18 protein-coding genes and 1 pseudogene are annotated in these 21702 nt (G+C 71.3%); 4 read left to right on the top strand and 15 right to left on the bottom strand.

Annotated features, from left to right (window positions below):
* Positions 1 to 90: 90 nt before the first annotated feature.
* From DKT69_RS39635 to DKT69_RS09750, 15 genes and pseudogenes are all read right to left on the bottom strand, one after another.
* Positions 91 to 237, bottom strand: a complete 147-nt coding sequence (locus DKT69_RS39635) for a hypothetical protein (protein ID WP_236647491.1) — start codon at positions 235 to 237, stop codon at positions 91 to 93.
* 86 nt (positions 238 to 323) lie between these two features.
* Positions 324 to 1430, bottom strand: a complete 1107-nt coding sequence (gene galE / locus DKT69_RS09810; RefSeq protein ID WP_109801269.1) for a UDP-glucose 4-epimerase GalE — start codon at positions 1428 to 1430, stop codon at positions 324 to 326.
* A 36-nt stretch (positions 1431 to 1466) separates the two neighbouring features.
* Positions 1467 to 3290, bottom strand: a complete 1824-nt coding sequence (locus tag DKT69_RS09805; RefSeq protein ID WP_109801268.1) for a glycosyltransferase family 2 protein — start codon at positions 3288 to 3290, stop codon at positions 1467 to 1469.
* A gap of 377 nt (positions 3291 to 3667) precedes the next feature.
* Positions 3668 to 3889 (bottom strand): hypothetical protein, encoded by a 222-nt coding sequence (locus DKT69_RS09800; RefSeq protein WP_146231020.1) that lies wholly within the window; start codon positions 3887 to 3889, stop codon positions 3668 to 3670.
* Positions 3890 to 3961: 72 nt separating this feature from the next.
* A complete protein-coding gene (locus tag DKT69_RS09795) occupies positions 3962 to 7105 on the bottom strand; it encodes a GH92 family glycosyl hydrolase (protein WP_109801279.1) in 3144 nt (1047 codons plus the stop codon).
* Positions 7106 to 7238: 133 nt separating this feature from the next.
* Positions 7239 to 8216 (bottom strand): LacI family DNA-binding transcriptional regulator, encoded by a 978-nt coding sequence (locus DKT69_RS09790; RefSeq protein ID WP_236647489.1) that lies wholly within the window; start codon positions 8214 to 8216, stop codon positions 7239 to 7241.
* 161 nt (positions 8217 to 8377) lie between these two features.
* Positions 8378 to 8654, bottom strand: a pseudogene (locus DKT69_RS39630) (IS3 family transposase); the annotation flags it as partial.
* A 114-nt stretch (positions 8655 to 8768) separates the two neighbouring features.
* Entirely contained in the window at positions 8769 to 9974 is a 1206-nt protein-coding gene (locus DKT69_RS09785; RefSeq protein ID WP_161557791.1) for a low temperature requirement protein A, read from the bottom strand.
* Between the two features lie 218 nt (positions 9975 to 10192).
* The gene (locus DKT69_RS09780) at positions 10193 to 11095 is read right to left on the bottom strand and encodes an SMP-30/gluconolactonase/LRE family protein (RefSeq protein ID WP_236647488.1); all 903 of its coding nucleotides are present in this window, start codon (positions 11093 to 11095) and stop codon (positions 10193 to 10195) included.
* Between the two features lie 18 nt (positions 11096 to 11113).
* Positions 11114 to 12055 carry a sugar kinase gene (locus tag DKT69_RS09775; protein ID WP_109801263.1) on the bottom strand — a complete coding sequence of 314 codons (942 nt, stop codon included), beginning with the start codon at positions 12053 to 12055 and terminating at the stop codon, positions 11114 to 11116.
* Positions 12052 to 12678 carry a bifunctional 4-hydroxy-2-oxoglutarate aldolase/2-dehydro-3-deoxy-phosphogluconate aldolase gene (locus DKT69_RS09770; protein ID WP_109801262.1) on the bottom strand — a complete coding sequence of 209 codons (627 nt, stop codon included), beginning with the start codon at positions 12676 to 12678 and terminating at the stop codon, positions 12052 to 12054. Before DKT69_RS09770 ends, DKT69_RS09775 begins: the two co-directional genes overlap by 4 nt.
* Positions 12675 to 13559, bottom strand: coding sequence for a hypothetical protein (locus DKT69_RS09765; protein WP_109801261.1), 885 nt, complete (start codon positions 13557 to 13559; stop codon positions 12675 to 12677). The genes DKT69_RS09770 and DKT69_RS09765 overlap by 4 nt, the downstream gene beginning before the upstream one ends.
* Positions 13553 to 14698, bottom strand: a complete 1146-nt coding sequence (dgoD, locus tag DKT69_RS09760; RefSeq protein ID WP_109801260.1) for a galactonate dehydratase — start codon at positions 14696 to 14698, stop codon at positions 13553 to 13555. The genes DKT69_RS09765 and dgoD overlap by 7 nt, the downstream gene beginning before the upstream one ends.
* Entirely contained in the window at positions 14695 to 15405 is a 711-nt protein-coding gene (locus DKT69_RS09755) for a FadR/GntR family transcriptional regulator (RefSeq protein WP_109801259.1), read from the bottom strand. Before DKT69_RS09755 ends, dgoD begins: the two co-directional genes overlap by 4 nt.
* Positions 15406 to 15441: 36 nt before the next feature.
* On the bottom strand, positions 15442 to 16188 hold the full coding sequence (locus tag DKT69_RS09750; RefSeq protein WP_109801278.1) for an SDR family NAD(P)-dependent oxidoreductase: 747 nt from the start codon (positions 16186 to 16188) through the stop codon (positions 15442 to 15444).
* 162 nt (positions 16189 to 16350) lie between these two features.
* Between DKT69_RS09750 and DKT69_RS09745 the strand changes: the two genes are divergently transcribed.
* The 4 genes from DKT69_RS09745 to DKT69_RS09730 are packed head-to-tail and all read left to right on the top strand — an operon-like array spanning position 16351 to position 21549.
* Positions 16351 to 17643, top strand: coding sequence for an ABC transporter substrate-binding protein (locus tag DKT69_RS09745; RefSeq protein ID WP_109801258.1), 1293 nt, complete (start codon positions 16351 to 16353; stop codon positions 17641 to 17643).
* Positions 17643 to 18578 carry a carbohydrate ABC transporter permease gene (locus DKT69_RS09740; RefSeq protein WP_109801257.1) on the top strand — a complete coding sequence of 312 codons (936 nt, stop codon included), beginning with the start codon at positions 17643 to 17645 and terminating at the stop codon, positions 18576 to 18578. The genes DKT69_RS09745 and DKT69_RS09740 overlap by 1 nt, the downstream gene beginning before the upstream one ends.
* Complete coding sequence (locus tag DKT69_RS09735) at positions 18575 to 19399, top strand: carbohydrate ABC transporter permease (protein WP_236647486.1); 825 nt, start codon at positions 18575 to 18577, stop codon at positions 19397 to 19399. The genes DKT69_RS09740 and DKT69_RS09735 overlap by 4 nt, the downstream gene beginning before the upstream one ends.
* The gene (locus tag DKT69_RS09730; RefSeq protein ID WP_236647476.1) at positions 19396 to 21549 is read left to right on the top strand and encodes an alpha-galactosidase; all 2154 of its coding nucleotides are present in this window, start codon (positions 19396 to 19398) and stop codon (positions 21547 to 21549) included. The genes DKT69_RS09735 and DKT69_RS09730 overlap by 4 nt, the downstream gene beginning before the upstream one ends.
* Positions 21550 to 21702: the final 153 nt, after the last annotated feature.

Raw genomic sequence — 21702 nt, 5'->3', positions numbered from 1 at the left:
GATCAGGGCGTGGAAGAGCCGGCGTAGTTCGTTGACAGTGATCGCGATCAGGCCGTCCGGGCTGCTGGTGGTGACGGCTGTTGCGGCGGCTCACCGGTGGTGCGGTTGCGGCGGATCAGCAGCCAGTGCTGCGTGCTCGTCGGTGGCCTGCGGCAGGGTGATGAACGCCCAGTCGTAGTAGCGGTAGCCTTTCGCCCCGTTGCCGGCAGAGATTCGCTGCCGCGAACGCGCCCGCATCCGCGGCGAACGCCAACAACGCTGGGCCGCCCATGACCGAGAACCGCGTGATCCATCAAACCCGGTGAACGTTCATGGTGACCGCGCTAGTTCGCCCGAGTCCTTGTCATCGGGTCCGGCGTATCGAGCGATCGCGCCGTTGGGATGGCGGGCCGCCCCGTCAGGTCGTCGTCGAATCCGGCGGGATTCAGCAGCTGGAACCGCCACGCGTCCCGGCACATCGCGGCGAGGTTCCGGGTCGTGCGCCAGCCCCACTTCCGGGCCGCCGCGCCAGGGTCGGCAACTAGTCTGGCTACATCACCTTGCCGCCGTTCGACGATGTCGTACGGTAGGGACTTTCCACAGGTCGCGCTGACCGCCCGTACGAGCTCCAGGACTGACGTCCCCACGCCAGTGCCGAGATTGAGGATGTCCAGTCCCGTCACCTCGTCGAGACGCTCCAGTGCGATGCGGTGCGCCTGGGCGACGTCCATGACATGTATGTAGTCGCGCACCGCCGTACCGTCCGCGGTGGCGTAGTCGCGGCCGAAGATGCTCAGCCGTTCGAGCCTGCCGATTGCGACCTGCATCAGATAGGGCATGACGTTCTGCGGGATGCCGCGGGGGTCCTCGCCGAGCAACCCGCTGGGATGTGCGCCAACCGGGTTGAAGTATCGCAGCGAATAGGCCGCCAGCTCCGGGTGCTGCCGGCAGGCGTCGGCGATGATCTGTTCGCACATCCATTTCGATCTGGCGTACGGATTCGTCGGCCGTGGCGGGGCCTGCTCGTCGATCGGGATCCGCGCCGCCTCCCCGTAGATGGAACACGATGAGGAGAAGACCAGGCGGTGTACGCCGTTTTCCCGCATGCTTCGCAGCAGGCTCGTCGTGCCACCGACGTTCGTGTCGTAGTAGTCGACGGGGATCCACACCGATTCGCCGACAGCCTTCCTCCCGGCGAAGTGGATGACCGCATCGATGGTGTTCTCCGCAAAGATCGCCGAGAGCGCCTGGTGATCACGTACGTCGGCCTCGTAGACCCTCAGCAGGGGGCGGCCCGCCACCTTCTCGACCCGGGCCGGTGCCGCTGGTGAGCTGTTGGAGTAGTTGTCGACAATGCACACCTCGTAGCCATGCTCGAGCAACTCGACGCAGGTGTGGCTGCCGATGAAGCCGGCGCCGCCGGTCACCAGGACAGTCTTCGGACCAGACATGAGGATCTCCTTCCGGTGCGTCCGCGCATCGGGGCGTTATCGGGTAAAGAGCGGCACCGCGGGGCCGGCATAGTTGGCGATGGCCGCCGCGAGCGGGAGGAGCGCCACGACGCCGACGAGCAGGGGTCCGGCGGCGGTCGGGACGGCTGACCGTACGCGCAGCCGGGCGGCCCGGGCTGCCTCCACCACATGCAGGGCGGGTACCGCGAGGCCGGCCACCGCGTAGCAGAGTGCGCCGAGAATGCAGAGGAAGACGTACCCCGGAGTGTGTGTCGACCGCTCGCCGAGCAGGGCGGCCGCGGACAGCGCCACGGTGATCACCGCATAGGGCAGGACGAGTCGGGCGGGGAGTGGCTCCAGGCCGGTGCGTGCCTTGGGGGTGACCTTGAACGAGACCTGCCTGGGCCGCACGTTCAGCCGCGTCGCGGCTAGGACGCCCCAGACGACGTACGGCCAGCGGGTCAGGGCGAACAGGACACCTTCCCAGCTCACGACGGGCACGGATCGGGGGCGTAACAGCCCGCGCCGGCGTAGCAGCAAGGTCAGTAGGGGCAGCCACAGCGATACCACAAGCAGGCGGGCCAGGAATTCCAAATAGTTGACGTTGACCCACGGCAGCCCGGTGACCACCGCGAACGGCGGCAGGGCGAGGCCGACGACGGTCACGATCGCCAGTAGCGGGTAGTAGTACAGCTGAAACGCGAAGCGCAGCCGCAAGGCGGCGCCCATCCGCCGCAGGTGATCCGGCGCGAGGTCGTAGAGCAGCATGGTGAGGCTGCGCGACCACTGGAACTCCTGGATCAGCATATCGGCGACGGTGAGCGGGCCGTCGCCGTGCGCCTCGGCGTCGATGGCGAAGGCGCCGTGCCAGCCGGCGGAGGTGAGCAGGAACGTCGTGGAGAAGTCCTCGGCCAGTTCGGGGCCGAGACCGCCGATGTCGCGCAGCGCCTTCGTCCGTACGGCGTAGTGCGAGCCGATGCACAAGGGAGCGAGGCCGCGGTTGAGGCCTAGCTGAACCGGGCCGTGATAGGTCGCCTCGCGGTGCAGCCGTCCCCGCGCCGACCACGAGTTCGCGCTGTTGGCGTCACAGACGCTCGGTGCGGCGACGTAGCCGATGGCGGGATCGGCGAACGGTCGCGTGATCGCGGCAAGATAGGTTGGTTGGGGCACGTGGTCGCAGTCGAGCTGGGCGACGGTGTCGTAGTCCCAGTAACCCCAGTGGTCGTAGAAGTAGGCGAGGTTGCCTTCTTTGCAGCGGGTACGGCGAGGCCAGGTCGCCCGGTGGTAGGCGGCCACGCCACTTCGACTGGCCACCCGGACCCCGTTCGCGGCGCACCATCGCAGGGCCTGCTCGGACGGCTCCTCGTCGCAGAGCCAGACGTCGTACGGGTAGGGAAACTGCTGGGCCAGCATCGCGGTGAGGGTGCGGTGGGCGAGCGACCAGGGTTCTGCCGGTGCGCGGGTCACCACAAAGGCCACCCGCAGCCGCGGCACCCGGAGCGCGGGATTGACCTGCCGCAATCGCGAGACGGCGAGGAGGTAGTAGGCGGGCAGCCCGGTCAGATACAGCAGAAGCAGACTGTTCAGGGCCAGTCCCGCCCAGCCGACGCGGTGCTCGGGTTGCCACCACCACAACCAGAAGGCCACGAAGGAGGTCGCCCAACCGGCGGTCAACCCGGCGACGGCCACCCGGTCGCGCCGGCGCAGGGTCGATACGAAGGTGGATGGCCGGGTGGCGCGCAGGTGCCGGAAGGGCGCGAGGGTCGGTCCACCGGGCCCGGCGTGTAGGACATTGCCGCCCGAGAGGTTCCGGATCTCGGTTTCGAGCGCCTCGAATGCTGGCGGAGCCGGCGCGCTCATGCCGCGGTCCGTGCCCGCTGCCCGGCCCAGATCTCCGGCGGTCTCCCCGATCGCCGGACGTCCTCGCCGAGACGGTAGTGCCGACCGGAGTGTTCCCTACCGGGTGCGTCCGCCCGACGAGGCCCGGCGGCTCGTCGATTCCCCGAAGTCTGCACGTGCACTTGCGGTCCCCGTATCTAGATCGATGATTGTCGATGCCATAACGCTGAGTGGTTCCAGTTCCGTCCGACGGGGGCAGTCTCGGCCAGCGCAAAACCGACTAAAACGATGCTAGCGGCGGCAACCTCGCAGGCGCTGGGGATTTGCGCATAACGGACATCGCCAGGGGGTGGCTACCTCACGCCGCCGGGGCATCAGCCTCTTCGCTGGGATCGGCGTCAGACCGGGCGCCCGGTCGGAGGCCTTACCAGGACGGCCAGCCGGCGCACCGCGTCGGGGCGTACCTCCGGGTGTGGGTGGGCGATGATCCGCTCCAGCTCCGCGCGCCGGCCGGCACGCCGGGCGCGACCGGCCCGCCATAGTCGGGGACCGGCCTCGGCGAGCAGGATGGCGCGACGCCGGTCCCCGGCGCTGAACCGGCGTCGCTCATGGTGACGCACCCGGACCGCGTGGGCGTCCCCCCGCCCACGGCCGGCGGCCCACCGCCCTGGCCGGGCGGCGAGTGGCACACCTCAGGTGCCGTAGACCTCCACCTCGTAGAGGCGGGCCGCCGCATCGGTGGTCTGCGTCGGGGTGAGAATGTTCAGCCGCAGGTACCTACCGGTGGCCGTGACCGGCGTGTTGGTGACGTCAGCGGTGTTGCCCCGGACCTGCGCGGCACTCGTCCAGGTGGAGCCGTCCGCGGACACCTGCACGTCGAAGTCCCGGGTGTTCCAGGCGCGGTCCTCGCCACCGGCGCCGGCGTGGTAAACGGTGACCGTCTGGATGGGGTGGGTGCCGCCCAGGTCGATGCGGAGGAACTTGGTCGCACCACCCGAGCACCACTTGTCGGAGGTGCCGCCGGTGGTGCTGCCGTTGACGGCCTTCTCCGGCCCCTCCGTGCTGGCGCACTGCGAGTCGGCGGTGGCCGGCCGGTTGAGCGCCAGGTTGGTCGGGCCGCTGCCGCCGTACACCTCGAACTCGTCGATCCGGGCCGCGGTGTTCCCGTTGTTGGTCGGGGTGCTGACGTTCAGGCGGACGTAGCGGGCCGTCGCCGCGGACATCGGGTGGTACGTGCGGCTGGACCGGTTGCCGGACACCGTCGCCCGGGTCGTCCAGGTGCTGCCGTCGGTGCTGGTCTGGATGGTGAAGCCGCCGGTGTTCCAGCCGGTGTTCTCGGCACCGAGTCCGGCGTGCTTGACGACGAAGGACCCGACGGTCTGGTTCGTCCCGAGGTCGACCTGGAGGATTTTCGTGCCGGCAGCGAGGGAACACCACTTGCTGGTGCTGCCGAGCCGGCCGTCGAACGCCTTCTCCGGGCCTTCGGTCGCGGCGCACGGGGTCGAGCCCGTCGCCGGTTTGCCGGCGGCCAGGTTGGGGCCCAGGTCGGGAGCGGCGGGCGACGGGGTGAACCCGTCGGTGAACGACGGCGGCACATCGGCGGGGTTGGTGCCCCACGACGACGGCGAGCCGCCCATCGTGTACGACAGCGTCGCCCCGCCGGCGAGGTCGCCGTACCGCAACCAGGCGCGCTGGGTCGATGTGCCGTTGACCGACAGGTTCTGGACGTACTGGTTGCCCTGCCCGGCGCTGGCGGCGTTGATCTGGAGGTCACCGGCCGGCCGGTCGACCAGGATCGACGGGAACAGCGGGCCGTGCAGGGCCAGGGTGTCCGCGCCCGGTGTCGGCGGATACATCCCGAGCGCGGACCAGACAAACCACGCGGAGGTGGCGCCGAGGTCGTCGTTGCCGGGCAGGCCGCCGGCCCCGGTGGTGAACGACTCGTTCATCACCCGCCGGACCGCGGCGCTGGTGCCGGCCGGCGCGGCCGCGAAGTGGTACGCCCACGGCACCCCGTGCTCCGGCTCGTTGCCGATGTAGAAGTACGGCTGCGACTGGCCACCGTTGGTCTGGGTGAAGTGGTGGTCCAGCCGTTGGAGCGCGGTCTGCCGCCCGCCCAGCAGGTTGATCAGGCCGGTGAAGTTGTAGGGCACCATCCAGGTGTACTGCGAGGCGTTGCCCTCGACGTAGTTGGACTGGCTGGCGGGGTCGAGCGGCCACGGCCAGGTGCCGTCGGCGTTGCGCGGGTGGATGTAGCCCGACTCGGTGTTGAAGACGTTGCGCCACCATTGGGCGCGCGCCATGTGGGTGTCGTACGTGGCGGTGTCGCCGAGGGCCCGGGCGAACTGGGCGACGGCGAAGTCGCTCGCCGAGTACTCCAGCGAGTCGGAGGGGTCGCCGTCGATGTACTGGCGCTGGACGTAGCCGCTCTGCCGGCCGCGGATGGGGCTGCCCTGCATGGTGCCGCCGTTGGAGCTCTTCTTCATCAGCGCCAGGGCGGCGGCGGTGTCGAAACCGCGGGCGCCGAACTGGTAGAGAGTGTCCACGATGATCGGCCCGGGGTCGCCGGTCATGACGAAGGCTTCGTTGGTGTTGTGCGACCACTTGGGCAGCAGGCCACCCTGTTGGCCGTCGAGCACCATGGACTTGGCGATGTCGGTCGCCTCGGCCGGCGCGATGAACGCGATCAGCGCCGCCCAGGAGCGGTAGATGTCCCAGCCGGAGTAGTTCTGGTAGACGGTGTGGCCGGCGGTGTGGATGGCGTTGTCGAAGCCGCGGTACTGCCCGTTGACGTCGTTGGACACGTTGGGGTTGATGAAGACGCGGTAGAGCGCGGTGTAGAACTTCTGCAGGTCGGCGGCGGATCCGCCGGTGACCTGCACCCGGTTGAGGATCGCGTTCCACTCGGCGTCGGCGCGGGAGCGCACCGCGTCGAAGTCGAAGTTTGACTGCTCGGCGGCGAGGTTGGCCTGGGCGCCGGCCTGGCTGACGAACGAGATGCCGACCCTGACCTGCACGACCGGGTTGGTGGACGTGTCGAAGGTCAGGTATCCGCCGGCGTTCGTGCCGCTGGTGGTGGTGGAGCCGGCGCTGACGGTGCCGCCCAGCCAGGTGCCGACGCCGGTCGGGGCGCGGTCGAACTCCATCCGGTAGAAGATCTGGTAGGTCTTGGAGTTGCCGCAGAAGCCACCTCCGGTGACGCTACCGGTCACGGTGGAGCCGCTGATCGTGATCGAGCCGCTCCGGCTGCCGGTGGCGCTGCGACTGGTGTTGATCAGGACCCGCGCCGTGTTGGTCGACGGGTAGGTCAGGCGCAGGGCGGCGGTGCGGGTGGTGGCCGAGGCCTCCACGCGGGTGTTGCCGTAGTTGCTGAGCACCGCCTGGTAGAAGCCGGGGCCGGCCTGTTCCTGGCTCTTGTTCTGGGTGGCGCGGTAGGACGTCCAGGCGGTGCCGGGTGAGGTGCCGATGGCGCCGGTCATCGGCAGGATGCCGAGGTCCTCGTTGTTCGCGCAGCCGGCACCGTTGAAGTGGGTGAGGCTGAACTCCTCGATCTGGGCGTCGCTGTACCGGTAACCGGACGGCGAGGCGGTGGGCGTGTCCGGGCTGAGCTGCACCATCCCGAAGGGCTGCACCGGGCCGGGAACGGTGCTGCCACCGGCGCCACCTGGGACGGGGTTGGGGGCGCTGCTGTCGTCGGTGCCGATGAACGGGTTGACGTACTGGGTGAGGTTGAGCGGCGCGGCTTGGGCGGGTGAGGCGACGGCGAGCAGGGATGTGCCGGCGACGGCGGTGGCGGCCAGCAGGCCGAGCAGACGGGACGGGCCTGGTCGGAACATGTCCGGTACCTCCTTGGGGTGCACGGGTGGCAGCCTCAGTGACAACGTTGTCATTGAACGCTGTCGAATTCCTGTGTAGACCTTTCAAGAGGCAGGTGTCAATGAGAAGCCGACGGGCTCAGCCCGCGTCCGGTCAACCCGCAGGGGGGCGCTCACCCGAGCCACGGGCGAGCAGCCGGGTCGGCAGCACCACCCGCCGGGCCGGTCCACGGTCGCCGTCGATCCGGGCCAGCAGCAGCTGCGCCGCCTGGCGTCCCATCTCCTCCGGGTCGTGCACGATGACACTCACACCCAGCACCTCACCGAGGTCCAGGTCGTCGAAGCCGACCAGGGCCGGTGATGCCGGGTGACCGCGCAGCGCCCGCAGAGCTCCGCTGGTGATCCGGTTGTTCATGGTGAACAGGGCGGTCGGCGCGGGGATGCGGCTCAGCAGCTGGTGCACCGCCCGCTCGGCGGCGTCCACGTCGTGCGCGCTCTCCACGAGGTACCCGGCCCAGTCCGCAAGCCCGGCGGCCTCCATCACCTCGGCGAATCCCGCCAACCGGTCCCGGTGGGTGCTCAACCCAGGCAGGTCCCCCACCACCCCGATCCGCCGGTGCCCGGCCGCGATCAGGTGCGCGCCGGCCTGCCGGGCACCACCGTGGTTGTCCAACAGGACCGCATCCGCAGCGAGGTCGACCGGGGGTCGGTCCACGAACACGAAGGGGATGCCGTGGCGGTGTTCGGCCTCGAGATAGCCGTGCTCGGTGGCACTGGAGGCGATCACCAACGCCCGGACCCGCCGCTCCAGCAGGGCGTCGGCGAGTCGGCGTTCCCAGTCCGAGTCCTCGTCGGTACTCGCGATGACCAATTGCAGACCGTGCATGCGCAGTTCGCGTTCGAGGCCACTGGCCAGGCGGGAGTAGAACGGGTTGGCCAGGTCACCGATGAGCAGGCCGACCAGTGTCGAGGTGTTGGCGCCCCGACGCAGCTCCCGGGCCACCCCGTTCAGTCGGTAGCCGAGCTGGTCGGCGGCGTTCCGCACCCGCAGCCGGGTTTCCGCGGCGACTCGCGGCTCGTCGCTGAGCGCGCGGGAAGCCGTCTTGACCGACACCCCGGACAGTGCGGCCACCTGCCTCAGGCTCGGCCGACCAGCGGTACGACCAACGGGCATGCCCGAGATTATGACATCGAGCGGCAACCCTGCCGCCGTGCCTCCAGACCACGCCCGTGCCGAGGTGGTGGTGCGCACCTCACGAACTTGCGGGACCGGAACTGGCTACCGCTATCCGAGCCGAACGCCGGATCGTCGTGGTGGATGCCCAGGGCGTTGATCAGATGCGCGCCGTCCCAGTCCCGCTGCGACACCGGATCTTTGCCCCAAGCGTGAAAGGCCTGCGGGGTGAAGCCCAGGACCCGGCAGGTCACCGCGACGGGGATGCCGTCCGCGGCCAGGTGGCAGCCCAGCGGGTAGGTCATTTTGGGGCGATCTCCCGGGTGAAGAACGCCGCCGCCGGCGCAGGATCTCGTTCTCCTGCTCGAGCAGCTTGTTCCGCTTCCGCAACTCCCGCGACGAGGGGTGGGGGCGATCGCGCCGGTGGTGCCCGGCTCGCGCTCGCTTTCGATGCCGTCGAGGACGCAAGCGATATGTCGGCGGGATCGACGGCGACCGGGCGGCGGGAGGCTATGGGCGTAGATACCGCCCGTGGGGTGGTGGTGGCGGGGTTGGCTTGCTGGGGCGGAATCGCCAGGAAATGGTGTCCGAGGTGGCGATCGCGGTGAGGATGACGATGGCTACGACGGCGATCAGGATCGGTGGCAGGAAGGCGACCACGGGCGCTAGCGCGACTAGGAGCAGCAGCCCGGTCACTCGGGAATAGGCGATGCGGCTGAAGGACAGGTAGTCGAGCCGGGCGCGGCCGGCCAGGTAGATGGCCGGTCCGCAGAGGATGACGGCGGACCAGACCAGGTTGGGTTCGGCGAACGGGTGGGTGATGATGATTTCGTCGCCGACCGAGCTGAGCACGATGCCGCCGGCCATGAGCAGGTGGGCGTAGGAGGCGGACCGGCTGAAGACGGCGGGGGCGGTGCTGGTGGCGATCACGGCCGGGAGCACTAGGCCCGCCCGGTAGAAGTAGATCCGCCACAGCAGTGTGGTGATGGCGAACGCCAGTACGAACGCGGTCACCCGGTCTCGTCCGAAGCCGAACGCGGCGAACTGCCCGCCCGAGGCCAGGACCGTCTCGCCGAACGCGACGATCATGATCTGCTGGTAGCGTTCGGCGAGGTGCTCCGCGTTGACCGTCTGGGTGGCGATCCGGGCTGGGCCGAGTTTGGGTAGCCGGAAGTCCAGCCGGCTCATGGTGTAGCCGAGGGCCGCCGCGGCGAGCCAGATCACCACCCGGGTGATGTCCTCGGTAAGTGCGCCCACGATCCACAGCACTCCGGACAGACAGAACCAGATGAGCTGCTGCAGGGTGCCGATCGCCACCTCCCGACCGTGCAGCGCGACCGTGACGAAGAGGGCGCGGCCGACCTGGATGACGACGTAGGTGGCGGCGAAGATCATGCCGTTCTCTCCGAACGCCGTGGGCACCGCACCCGCCATGATCAAGGTACCGAGCATGATGGGGATGATCACGAGCTGGATCGCGGGTCGGGCGGGGTTGAGACGGTTCGTGGTCCAGGCGGTGAAGACCCACACCCACCAGAACGCGGCGAGCAGGATCACCGTGTGCAGGGCACCGAGCCAGGTGAGGTTGTGGAACAGGGTGTGCGAGAGGCGGGTCAGCGCGAACACGAGGATCACGTCGAAGAAGAGTTCGACGTAGGTCGCGCGCTGCGGTTCGGCGTGGTCCCGCAGTAGGTCGCCCGTGTTGCCTGCGGTCACGATACGCCCGTCCTGTCGGCTTTGCGGCGTCAGCACGTCAGTCGTACCACGGGGGTGGTGGCCTAACCTGGTGTTGCGCCCGCGAGGTGCTCGGGAAGGCGGGTGGCCGAGCCTTCTGGGCGTCGAGCTCATCGCGGGCGGGTACCTCGGATGGCCAATTTGGCCGAATTAACCGCAACGACGAGACGAAGTCGGTGACTGCTGTTCCGCTGCCGCCGCTACGGCACCGCTACCGTTGCTGACGGACCCGATGGAGGAGCAGCCGATGCGGCGGGCAGGCCGGCGACCTCCACGTCGACGGCGAGTAGCGCACCGTCGACGGGGCCGCGGGGCGCCAACCCCAGGGCGGCGGTGGTGACGAAGAGCCGGCGCAGGTCGGGGCCGCCGAGGCAGACGCTGGTGGGCTGGGCCGCGGCAAGGCGGATCTCGCGGTCCAGGCGCCCGTCGGGTCGGTAGCGGCGGACCGCGTGGCCGCCCCAGAGCGCCACCCAGAGATGCCCCGCGGCGTCGACGGTCATCCCGTCCGGGACGCCCTCCCCGGGCGACAGGCGCAGGAACGGTTCCCGGGCGGACAGGGCGCCGGTGGCCGGGTCCACCGTGAACCGGTCCACCTGACCGAGCGGGGTGTCCGCCAGGTACATGACGGCGCCGGTCGCGTCGAAGGCGGGCCCGTTGGTGATGGTCAGCCCGGTCACCGCCGCCTCGGGCGGGCCGTCGACCGGCAGGCGGTAGAGGGCCCCCGCGCCCGGGGTGGCGTCGTACGCCATGCTTCCCGCCCAGAACCGGCCATGCGGATCGGCCACCGCGTCGTTCATCCGGGCCCGGGCCGGGTTCTTTCCCTCGAGGTCCGCGACGAGTCGTGAGCCGCCGGCGCCCTCCAGCACCGCCACCCCGGTGCCGACCACGGCCAGCCAGTTGCCGGGCCGCCCGGCGATGGCGGCCACCGCACCCAGCGGGCCGTCCACCTTGCACACTTCGCGCAGCGGCGCGGGGGTGTCGCCGGTGGTCTCCAGGAGCCGTCCGCCGAGGAGGTCGACGAGCACGAGCCTGCCAGCCACCCAGCGAGCGCCCTCCCCCAGCTCGAGGCGGTCACTGCTCCAGGGGGTCGGTTCGGAAAACACCAGGTCTCCTCTCGGTCGTCAGCGGACGGCGCCGCCGGGCGCGTGGTCGAGCAGCGCCAGCTCGGCCCGGGTGGGCAGGCCCTCCCAGTCGCCCTGGGTGGCGACCGCGAAGGCGCCGGTGGTGACCGCCCGGTCGAGCCGGGCGTCGACCTCGGCGCCGTCGAGCAGACCGGAGAGCAGACCGGCCACGAAGGCGTCGCCCGCACCGACGGTGTCGACGACCGGCACCTGCCGGGCCGGCCGGTGCACGCTGCCGAGGTCGCTGTGACTGGTGGCGCCACCCGCGCCGTGCTTGACCACCACCTCCCGTACGCCGGCGTCGCGCAGGGCGCGGACCGGATCGGCCGCGTCGGTGAGGACGCCCAACTCGTCGTCGGAGGCGACCACGAGGTCGATCGACGGCAGCAGCGGGCGCAGCGCCGCGGCGGCCTCGGTCGACGACCACAGCCGCCGCCGGTGGTTCACGTCCAGACAGACCAGGGTCCCGGCGGCCCGGGCCCGGGTCACCGCCGTCCTGACGGCCTCGTACGGCCCGGAACCCAGCGCGCAGGTGATGCCGGTGACGTGCAGGACGCGGGGTGGCGCCCCGGCACCGGTGAAGGCGGCGGTCAGGTCCGACGCGGCCAGCCGGGAACCGGCCGATCCGGTCCGGTGGTAGGTGACCCGGCTGATGTCGCCCACCCGGGACTCGAAGAGGATCAGTCCGGTCGGGGCGTCCGGGTCGACCCGGGCCAGGGTCAGGTCGACGCCCTCGGCGCGCAGTGTGCGCCGGATCAGCTCGCCCGGTTCGTCCGCCCCGGTGACACCGATCCAGCGGGCGCGGTGCCCGAGTCGCGCCAGGCCGATCGCCACGGTCGACTCGGCGCCGGCCACGGAGAGCTGGACCGGGCCGCCCAGCCGCAGTGGAGCCGAGGCCCGGAAGGCCGCCATGGTCTCACCGAGGGTGAGCACGTCGGTCACGACGGCGCCACCCCGGCGCGGAAGGCGGCGGCCCGGTCCCGCAACGCACCCAGGTCTCCGCCGCGCACGGCGTCGCCGAGCAGCGGTGAGCCGACCCCGACCGCGGTCGCGCCCCGGTCGAGGTACGCCCGCGCGCTGTCCGCGTCGACGCCGCCGACCGGCACGAACGCGGTCCGCGGGAACGGGTCCCGCAACGCACCCAGGTAGGCGGGCCCGCCGAGCGAGGCGGCGGGGAACAGCTTGACCGCGGCGGCCCCGCTCGCGTCGGCCTGTACCACCTCGCTGGGGGTCAGCGCGCCGGCGAGCACCGGCAGCCCCAGCCGGCCCGCCTCGGCGATGCTCGGTGCGAGCGCCGGGGTGACCAGGAAGGTGGCGCCGGCGTCGGCGGCCCGCTGGGCATCCTCGGCACTGAGCACCGTGCCGGCGCCCAGTCGGGCGTCGGCGCCGAGCGCGGCGCGGGCCCGGCGGATCGTGTCCAGCGCGCCGGCGCCGGTCAGCGACACCTCGATCAGGGCGATGCCGGCGTCGGCCAGGGTCAGCACCGAGGCCAGTGCCGCCGCCGGGTCCGGGCCACGGACGATCGCCAGCAGCCGGTGGGTCCGCAGGGAGTCGAGCAGGTTCATCGGGGACGGCCTCCGGATGATCGGTGTGCGGAGAGGGTCAACCGCCAGGTGACCTCGCCGCTCGGTGGGACTTCGGCGGCGTCGTCGGGTCCGGCTTCGGCGAGGTCGAAGGTGCCGCCGAGCAGGGGTTCGACGCCGATGCTGCGGTAGGGACCGTCGGTGGGCCAGCCGCGCAGGTTGCGCCAGAGCGCGGTGGAACGGGGTTGGCCGTCACAGTCGAGGTGCAGGGTGAGCAGGTCGGCGCCGTCGTTCACCCGCACGGTCGGGCAGCCGAGCAGCACCGCGCCGACCGCGGTGCCGTCGTCGGGGCCGAGCTGGTCCAGCGGCAGTCCGGCCGGCGTGGGCCACGTCCCGGACAGCCACGGGTGGCCGGCCGGCCACGGGCCGGCGGGCAGCAGCGCGGCGGCTTCCGGGTAGAGCCGGGTCGGGGTGCCGGCAGGCGCCTCCAGCCGGGCGGTGGGGGAAACGTCGAGCAGGGCGTGGGCCGCCCAGATGAAGCGGTAACCGGGATCGGCCTGGAGGCGGTAGTCGGCGACCACCACGCCGGACCGGTCGGTGAGCCGCCGGGTCAAGGTGAAGTCCGGGCGCTCGATGGTCGCGGCCCCCGGGCCGGTGGTGCGCCAGGGCCGGGACCAGACGTCGCCGTGGTCGGGTCGGCCGCGCACCGTCGGCAGGCACTCCTCCAGGCCGCCCGCGTCGACGAACGGATCACCGGCCAGCACCCCGTCCCGGCCGGTGTCCGGCCGCCGCCAGAGCCACTCCCGGCCGCCACCGCGCAGGGTCGTCCACCGGCCACCATGGCGGTGGTCCGAGCCGACGCGCAGCGGCACCGGGATCTCCGTCGCGGGGGTCTCCGGCAGCCGGTCGTCGGCGCTCACCATTCGGCGAAGGAGCCGTCGTCGTGGCGCCAGACCGGGTTGCGCCAGGCGTGCCCGGTCCGCGCGGCGGCGCGGACCGCCGCCTCGTCGACCGTGATGCCCAGGCCGGGCGCCTCGAACCGGTTGATGTGCCCGTCGACGAACTGGAACGGCGCCGGGTCGACCACGTAGTCGAGGAGTTCAGAGCCGGCGTGGTAGTGGATGCCGATGCTCTGCTCCTGGATGAGGAAGTTCGGTGTCGCGAGGGCCACCTGGAGGCTGGCGGCGAGCGCGATCGGCCCGAGCGGACAGTGCGGGGCGAGCACGGCACCGTACGTTTCGGCGAGGGCGGCGATCCGGCGGACCTCGGAGATGCCGCCGGCGTGGGAGAGGTCCGGTTGGACCACCGCTACGCCGGCCTGCAACGGTCCGAGGAATTCGGCGCGACCGTACAGCCGCTCGCCGGTGGCCACCGGGACCGGGGAGGCGGTGACGATGTCGTGCAGGTGGTGGGCCTGTTCGGCGAGGACCGGCTCTTCCACGAAGAGCGGTCGCAGGGCGGCAATCTCGGGCAGGATGCGACGCACGGCGGCGGCGCTGGCCCGGCCGTGAAAGTCCAGCGCGATGTCGCGGTTGTCGCCGAGCACCTCGCGGGCGGCGGCGACGCGGCTGACGACGGCGTCCACCTCGGCGGGGGTGGGAATCGCGGAGAGCCGACCGCAGGCGTTCATCTTGATCGCGGTGAGTCCGGCGGCGGCCTGCGCGGCGGCCGCCTCGGCGACCTCGCCGGGCTCGTCACCGCCGATCCAGGAGTAGACCCGGACCCGGTCGCGGACCGGACCGCCGAGCAGGGCGTGCACCGGGGCGCCGTACGCCTGCCCGGCGATGTCCCAGAGAGCCTGGTCGAGACCGGCGACGGCGCTGGACAGCACGGGCCCGCCGCGGTAGAAGCCGCCCTTGGTGAGGATCTGCCAGTGCTGCTCGATCCGGAGGGGGTCCTCGCCGATCAGGTACTCCGCCAGCACCTCGACGGCGCTGCGGACCACCTCGGCGCGCCCCTCCACCACGGGCTCGCCCCAGCCGACCAGCCCCTCGTCGGTCTCCACCCGGCAGAACAGCCACCGTGGTGCGACGAGGAAGGTCTCGATTCGGTCGATCTTCACCGGTTGCCCTTCTGCCCGCGTACCTTCTCGACGTCGCGCACCGCCTTCTCCAGCAGTCCCCGCATGGCGGTCTCGGCCGCGGTGGCGTCCCGCGCCCGGATCGCGTCCACCACGGCCCGGTGGCTCGGCACCGGGTCGTCGTGCGGTTCGCCGCCGTGCACCAGGCGGTCGCGTTCGGCGAGGCCGGTCTCCATGACCACCTCCATGCGCTCCAGCAACTCGTTGTGCGTGGCGGCGAGCAGCGCGCGGTGGAAGCTCAGGTCGGCGGCGACCGCGGCGGCCGGACGGCCCTTCGCGGCGGCCATCTCGTCCAGCGCGCCGTCCAGCGCGGCCAGGTCGTCGTCGGTGGCCCGGCCGGCCGCCAGCCGGACGGCAGCCGGTTCGATGATGCTGCGGACCTCGTGCAGCTTGTCGAGCAGCCGCGGATCGGCGCCCTCGGCGAACTGCCAACGGATCACGTCACCGTCGAGCAGGTTCCAGTCCGCGCGGGGGCGGACGAACGTGCCGCGCTTCTGCCGGGCGTCCACGATGCCCTTGGCGGCGAGCACCTTGAGCGCCTCCCGCAGCGCGGTGAGGCTGACGTCGAGCTCCGCCTGGAGTGCGGTGATGTCCAGCGTCGCGCCGGGGGCGATCTCTCCGGCGAGGATTCGGCGCGCGATGACCTCGACGGTCTGCCCGTGCAGGCCGCGGCGTGCGTACGTTGTCAATGCTCTTCGCACCTATCGCTCGTCTGTATCGATCGGTCAGGCCGAGGCTTTCACCGCGGTCCAGCCGCCGTCCACCACCAGGCTCGCGCCGGTGATGTAGCCGGCGTCCGGCGAGGCGAGGAAGGCCACGGCGGCCGCCACCTCGTCCGGCGTGCCGAACCGCCTGGCGACCGTCGCCGCGACGCTCCGCTGTCGGTCCGCTTCGGACACCTCCTCCCAGGCCGGGGTGAGAATCGGCCCCGGCAGCACGGTGTTCACCCGGACGTCCGGCCCGTACTCGACGGCGAGTTGCCGGCCGAGCGCGACCAGACCGCCCTTGGCGGCGGCGTAGGCCGGCCGCCCGGGCAGGCCCACCAGCGCATGCACCGAGGAGACCACCACCACCGCGCCGCGACCGGCGCGGAGATCGTCCAGGCAGGCCCGCACCCCGAGAAAGGCGCCGGTGAGGTTGACCGCGAGCTGGTGATCCCAGGACCGTCGGCTGGTCTCGTGGGCGGGGGCCGCCTCCACGGCGTAGGCGTTGCTGACCAGGATGTCGACCGGCCCGAACGCGCGTCGCACCGTTGCCACGGCGGCGGTCCAGTCGGCCTCGTCGGAAACATCGGCGACGACGGGAACCGCCCGACCGCCCGCGGCGGCGAGCTCCTCGGCGAGCGGCGCGGGATCGCGTACGTCCATCAGGCCGACGGCCGCACCCTCCGCCGCGAGCCGCCGGGCGGTGGCCGCGCCTATCCCGCCGAGCGCCCCGGTGACCAGCGCGGTCCTGCCCGCTAGTCGTCGCATGTGGTGGATCATCCGTCCGCCGAAACCTCGAAGATCTAATCATTAATTAGTAATACATCTTGACAGCTGCGGGCGGCGGATGCAACCTTCTGGCCACACCGTTCACATGACTGACACAACCGCGTTGTCACGCATCGTGTCACTGAGGAAGGGACCACCCCCGTGAGCGACTTCGACCCCAGTCGCCGCCGATTCCTTGGGCACCTCGGCCTCGCCGGCGTCGGCGCGCTCGGCGCCAGCTCGTTGCTGAGCGCGTGCGCCAGCTCCGCCAGTGGCCCGGCGGACAAGGCGTCCGGCGCGATCAGCCTCCAGTCGAACCTCTCCTCGCCGCAGGCGAAGGCGGCGATGGAGAAGATCATCGAGAACTTCAACAAGCAGGGCAGCGGCAGGGCGACGGTGAACACCATCGCCTCCGAGACCTACCGCACGCAGCTGCCGACCTATCTGACCTCCGCGAACCCGCCGGACCTCTACACCTGGTACGCCGGCTCGGTCGCCAACAACTACGCCAGCAAGAATCTCCTGCTCGACGTCTCCGACGTCTGGCAGGGGCTGGGCGACTACCCCCAGTCGCTGCGGAACATCTCCACCGACCCGACCGGCAAGCAGATCTTCGTGCCGATGACCAACTACTGGTGGGGCTTCTTCTACCGCAAGTCCAACTTCGCCAAGTGGGGCGTGCAGGAGCCGAAGACCTGGGCCGAGTTCATCACGCTCTGCCAGACGCTGAAGAGCAAGGGCGTCGCGCCGATCGGCATCGGCCTGGGCGACACCCCCTGGGTCGCCTCGGCCTGGTTCGACTACCTGAACATCCGGATCAACGGCGCCCCGTTCCACCGGGAACTCCTCGCCGGCAAGCAGCGCTTCGACGACCCGAAGGTCAAGGCGGTCTTCGCGCGGTGGCGCGAGGTGCTGCCCTACTTCGACCCGAAGGGCAAGGCCTACCCGTTCCAGGAGGCGACCACGGCGCTGCTGGCGAACAAGACCGGGATGTTCCTCATCGGCACCTTCTTCGCCGACGCCGCCCCGAAGGACGCCCTCGGCGACCTCGACTTCTTCCAGTTCCCGATCATCGACCCGGCGGTGCCGGTCGCCGAGGAGGCGCCCACCGACGGCTTCTTCGCCAGCGCGAAGACGGCGAACCCGGCCGGCACCAAGGCGCTGCTGACCTACCTGGCCTCGGTGCAGGCGCAGGAGACGTACATCCAGAGCAGCTCCGGCATCGTCCTGCCCGCGCACCCGAAGGCGAAGGCCGCCGACAGCCCGCTGGTCGTCAAGGGCAAGGCGATGCTGGACAACGCCAAGGAACTCACCCAGTTCTTCAACCGCGACTCCAGCGACGCGTTGCAGCCGACCGCGGACACCGCGCTCACGAAGTTCATCGACAAGCCCGACCAGATCGACGCGATCCTGCGCGAGTGGCAGGCCGGCGCCGAGAAGGTCTTCAAGGGCTGATGTCGACGCTCGCACCAGCCACCTTCCGCACCTCGGCGGCGGGACCAACGCCCAAGCAGCGGCGGCGCCGGGCCAACCGGCCGTCGCCGCTGCTGGTGGCGTTCGTCCTCGTGCCCTTCGCGGTCGAGAGCATCTGGGTGTTCTGGCCCGCCCTGCAGGGCTTCTACTTCTCGCTCACCCGGTGGGACGGCCTCGAACCGCCCACGTTCATCGGTTTCGGCAACTACACGGAGCTGGCCGGCGACGCGGTCTTCCGGGGTGCGCTGGTCAACACCGTCATCTGGCTGGTGCTCTTCGGCGGGCTGTCGGTCCTCGGCGGGTTCGGGATGGCGCTGCTGCTGCAACGCGAGCGGCGCGGGGTCGGCTTCTACCGCGCCGCGCTGTTCACCCCGGTGGTCTTCAGCCTGGTGGTGACGGCGCTGGTCTGGCGGGTCTTCTACCAGCCCGACGGGCTGGCCGACCAGTTGCTGCGCGCGGTCGGCCTGGAGCAGCTGATCCGGCCCTGGCTCGCCGACCCGCAGACCGCGCTCTACGCGGTGATCCTGCCCGCCCTGTGGCGGCAGATCGGCTACGTCATGGTGCTCTACCTGGCCGGGCTGAAGGCGATCGACCCCGCGCTGCACGAGGCGGCCCGGATGGACGGCGCCAACGCCCGGCAGCGGCTCCGGCACGTGACCATCCCTCAGCTGCGCGGCGTCAACGCGGTGGTGCTCTCGGTCATCGTGATCGACTCGCTGCGTTCGTTCGACATCGTGTGGGCGTTGACCCACGGCGGGCCCTACCACTCGTCCGAGCTGCTGAGCACCTACATGTACTCGGCCGCCTTCCAGAGCCTGCGGCTGGGCTACGGCTCCGCCATCGCAGTGGTGATCTTCATACTCGCGCTCGCGGTCATCCTCGGTTACCTCGTCCGCGCGTTCCGGGAGGACGCATGATCCGCGCACTGCGCACCGGCGCTTTCCACACCGGCATGAGCCTGCTGGCCCTGCTGTGGCTCGGCCCGATCCTCTGGGTCGTCGCCATGTCGACGAGGACCTTCGACGACATCGCGGCGCACGGGGTGGGCAGCCTGCCACACTCGTTCACCCTGGACACCTACCGGCAGGCCTGGACCGACGGCGGTGAGCTGCGCGCCCTGATCAACAGCCTGCTGGTCACCGTGCCCGCTGTCGCCCTCAGCCTGGTACTGGCGGCGCTGGCGGCGTTCGCGCTCAGCCGCTACCGGATCCCCGGCCGACGGGTGATCCTGCTGCTCATGCTCGCCGGGAACCTGCTGCCGCCGCAGATCCTGCTGATCCCGGTCAGCAAGTTCAGCGAACTGACCGGCCTGTACGACACCCTGGCCGCGCTGATCGCGGTGCAGGTGGGCTTCGGGCTGGGCTTCTACACGTTCGTGCTGCATGGCTTCATGCGGGACCTGCCGGGCGAAATGCAGGAGGCCGCCACGATCGACGGGGCCGGACCGGGGCAGATCTTCGCCCGGGTGATCCTCCCGTTGACCCGTCCGGCGCTCGCCGCGCTGGGCGCGCTCTCCTTCACCTGGATCTTCAACGACCTGCTCTGGGCGATCACCGTGCTGCGCACCGACGACAAGATGCCGGTGACCCCCGCCCTGCTCGGGTTGCAGGGCCAGTTCGTCTCGTCGTGGAACGTCATCGCCGCCGGCACGGTCATCGCGGCGGTACCGACGCTGCTGGTGTTCCTGCGCTTCCAGCGGCACTTCGTCTCCGGCCTGGCGCTCGGAGCAGTCAAGTGAGCGACCCGGCCACCGGCAACATCTACGAACGCGCTGCGGTGCGGAACGCGACCGACGCGGGTGAGGACACGGCCCCGCTCGCCGGCCCGTGGACGCTGCGTGGCGTGGCCACCGAGTACACCGTCGTCGTACCCGGGCACGGCCGGTGGCTGGAACTGGTCAGCTGGGGTCCGCCGGGCGTGGCGCACGGACCGTCGCCGGCCAGCTACACCGGCCCGACACCCTTCCTCACCGCCGGGGACTTCGCGCCGGTGGAGTACGCGACCGACGCGGTCCGCCCGTTCACGGGCGCCGACCTGGTCGTCGAGACGGCGACCGGCGACCGGCGGGTCTCCTGGCGCTACCAGCAGGCGGAGACCGACGGCGGTCAGCTTCGGGTGACCTTCGCCGACCCGGTGACCGGGTTGCGCGCGGCACACTGCTACCGGATCCCGGCCGGCACCGACGTGGTGGAGCGGTGGGTGGAGCTCACCAACACCGGCGAGGCTCCGCTGCGCCTGGCCCGGGCCGGCTCTGCCGGGTTCTGCGTGCCGACGCCGCACGGTGCCCGGGTGAGCTACCAGTGGGGCCAGTGGGCGCAGGAGTTCCAGCTCGCGCACCTCGACCTCGGCCACGGGCAGTTCTCCATCGGCAGCTCACAGGGGGTGCCGGGGCACAGCTTCGTACCGTGGCTCGCGGTCCAGGACCGGGCCGAACCCGACGGTCCCACCTGGGGTGTGGCGCTGGCCTGGACCGGCTCGTGGCAGATCGTCGCGGAGCCGGACACCGGCGGGCTGACCCGGGTCCGGGTCGGCCGCCGTCTGGTCGACGGTGGGCTGGACCTGCCCGCGGGCGGCGGGATCACCCTGCCGGTGGTCGCCGGCGCCCACAGCGACGCCGGGCTGGCCGGACTGGCCCAGGCCTGGCACCGCTACCAGCGGCAGCTCGCCGGCGACCGGCTCGACCGGGCCCGGCCGGTGCTCTACAACTCGTGGGAGGCGACCGAGTTCGCCGTCGACGCCGACAACCAGCTGGCGCTGGCCCGGATCGCGGCGGAGCTCGGCGTGGAGACCTTCGTCGTCGACGACGGCTGGTTCATCGGGCGGCACGACGACCGTGGCGGGCTGGGCGACTGGACCCCGGACCCGGTCAAGTTCCCGGCCGGTTTCGACGCCTTCATCGCCCAGATCCGCGCCCTCGGCCTCACCTTCGGGCTCTGGGTCGAACCGGAGTCGATCAGCCCGGCGTCGCGCCTGTACGCCGAGCATCCCGACTGGGTCTACGCGATCGACGACCGGCCGATCACCCCGATCCGCAACCAGTACCTGCTCGACCTCGGCCGCCCCGAGGCCGCCGAGTTCGTCCACTCCACGCTGGACGGCCTGCTCCGCCGGCACGACATCGGGTATCTGAAGTGGGACTTCAACCGGCCGCGCACCGAGTCCGGCCGGCCCGGCGCGGCCACCCGGCTGGACCTCGACGGCGCCCACGTCGCCAACGTGCACCGGATCTACGCCGCCCTGCGGCGGGACCACCCGCACGTGACGATCGAGGCGTGCGCCGCTGGCGGCGCCCGTACCGACCTCGCCATGGCCGCCCACGCGGACGTCTTCTGGCCGAGTGACAACACCGGACCGCTGGACCGGCTCGCCATCCAGCACGGCTTCCTGCACGCCAACGCCCCGCACCTGCTCTCTTCGTGGGTGACCGACGCGGTCGGGCTGTTCGACCAGCGGCCCCGCTCGCTGGCGTTCCGGTTCGTGCTCGCGATGGCCGGCGTGCTCGGCATCGGTGCGGACATCCGGCACTGGACGCCCCGACAGCGGGCCGAGGCGGCCAGCTGGATCGGCCGGTACAAGCAGATCCGCGAGGTGATCACGCACGGCGAGGTGCACCTGATCGGCGGGCCCGACCAGCCGCGCTGCGCCGTGCAGTACACCGCGCCGGACGGCGAAAGCGTCGTCGTCCTCGCCTGGCACACCGGCCGGCTCGACGGCCATGGCCTGCTGCCGTCCCGGCCGGTCCGGCTGCCGCTGCGCGGCCTGGCTACCGACGACACCTGGCGGCACGGCGACAACACCTACTCCGGCAGCCACCTCACCGCCGTCGGCCTGCCGGTGCGGTGGACCGCGGACCACGACGCGGAACTGTTCGTCCTGCGCCGAGCCTGACGGCCCATTGGCCGGGCCGGGAACCGCAACCACCTGATCCGATCGGTGACCCCGCCGCCCCACGCTCTCGGCGTCGGGCGGCGGGCCTGCCGGGCCACACCCCGCGGACCTGCCGGAGCGGGGACCTGCGGGACGATCACGCGTAGGCCCGCC

It is taken from the genome of Micromonospora sicca, assembly GCF_003172935.1.
Classification (GTDB): Bacteria; Actinomycetota; Actinomycetes; order Mycobacteriales; family Micromonosporaceae; genus Micromonospora; species Micromonospora sicca.
Note: the sequence above shows the minus strand (reverse complement) of the source record. Positions and strands in the feature narration are given on the sequence as shown.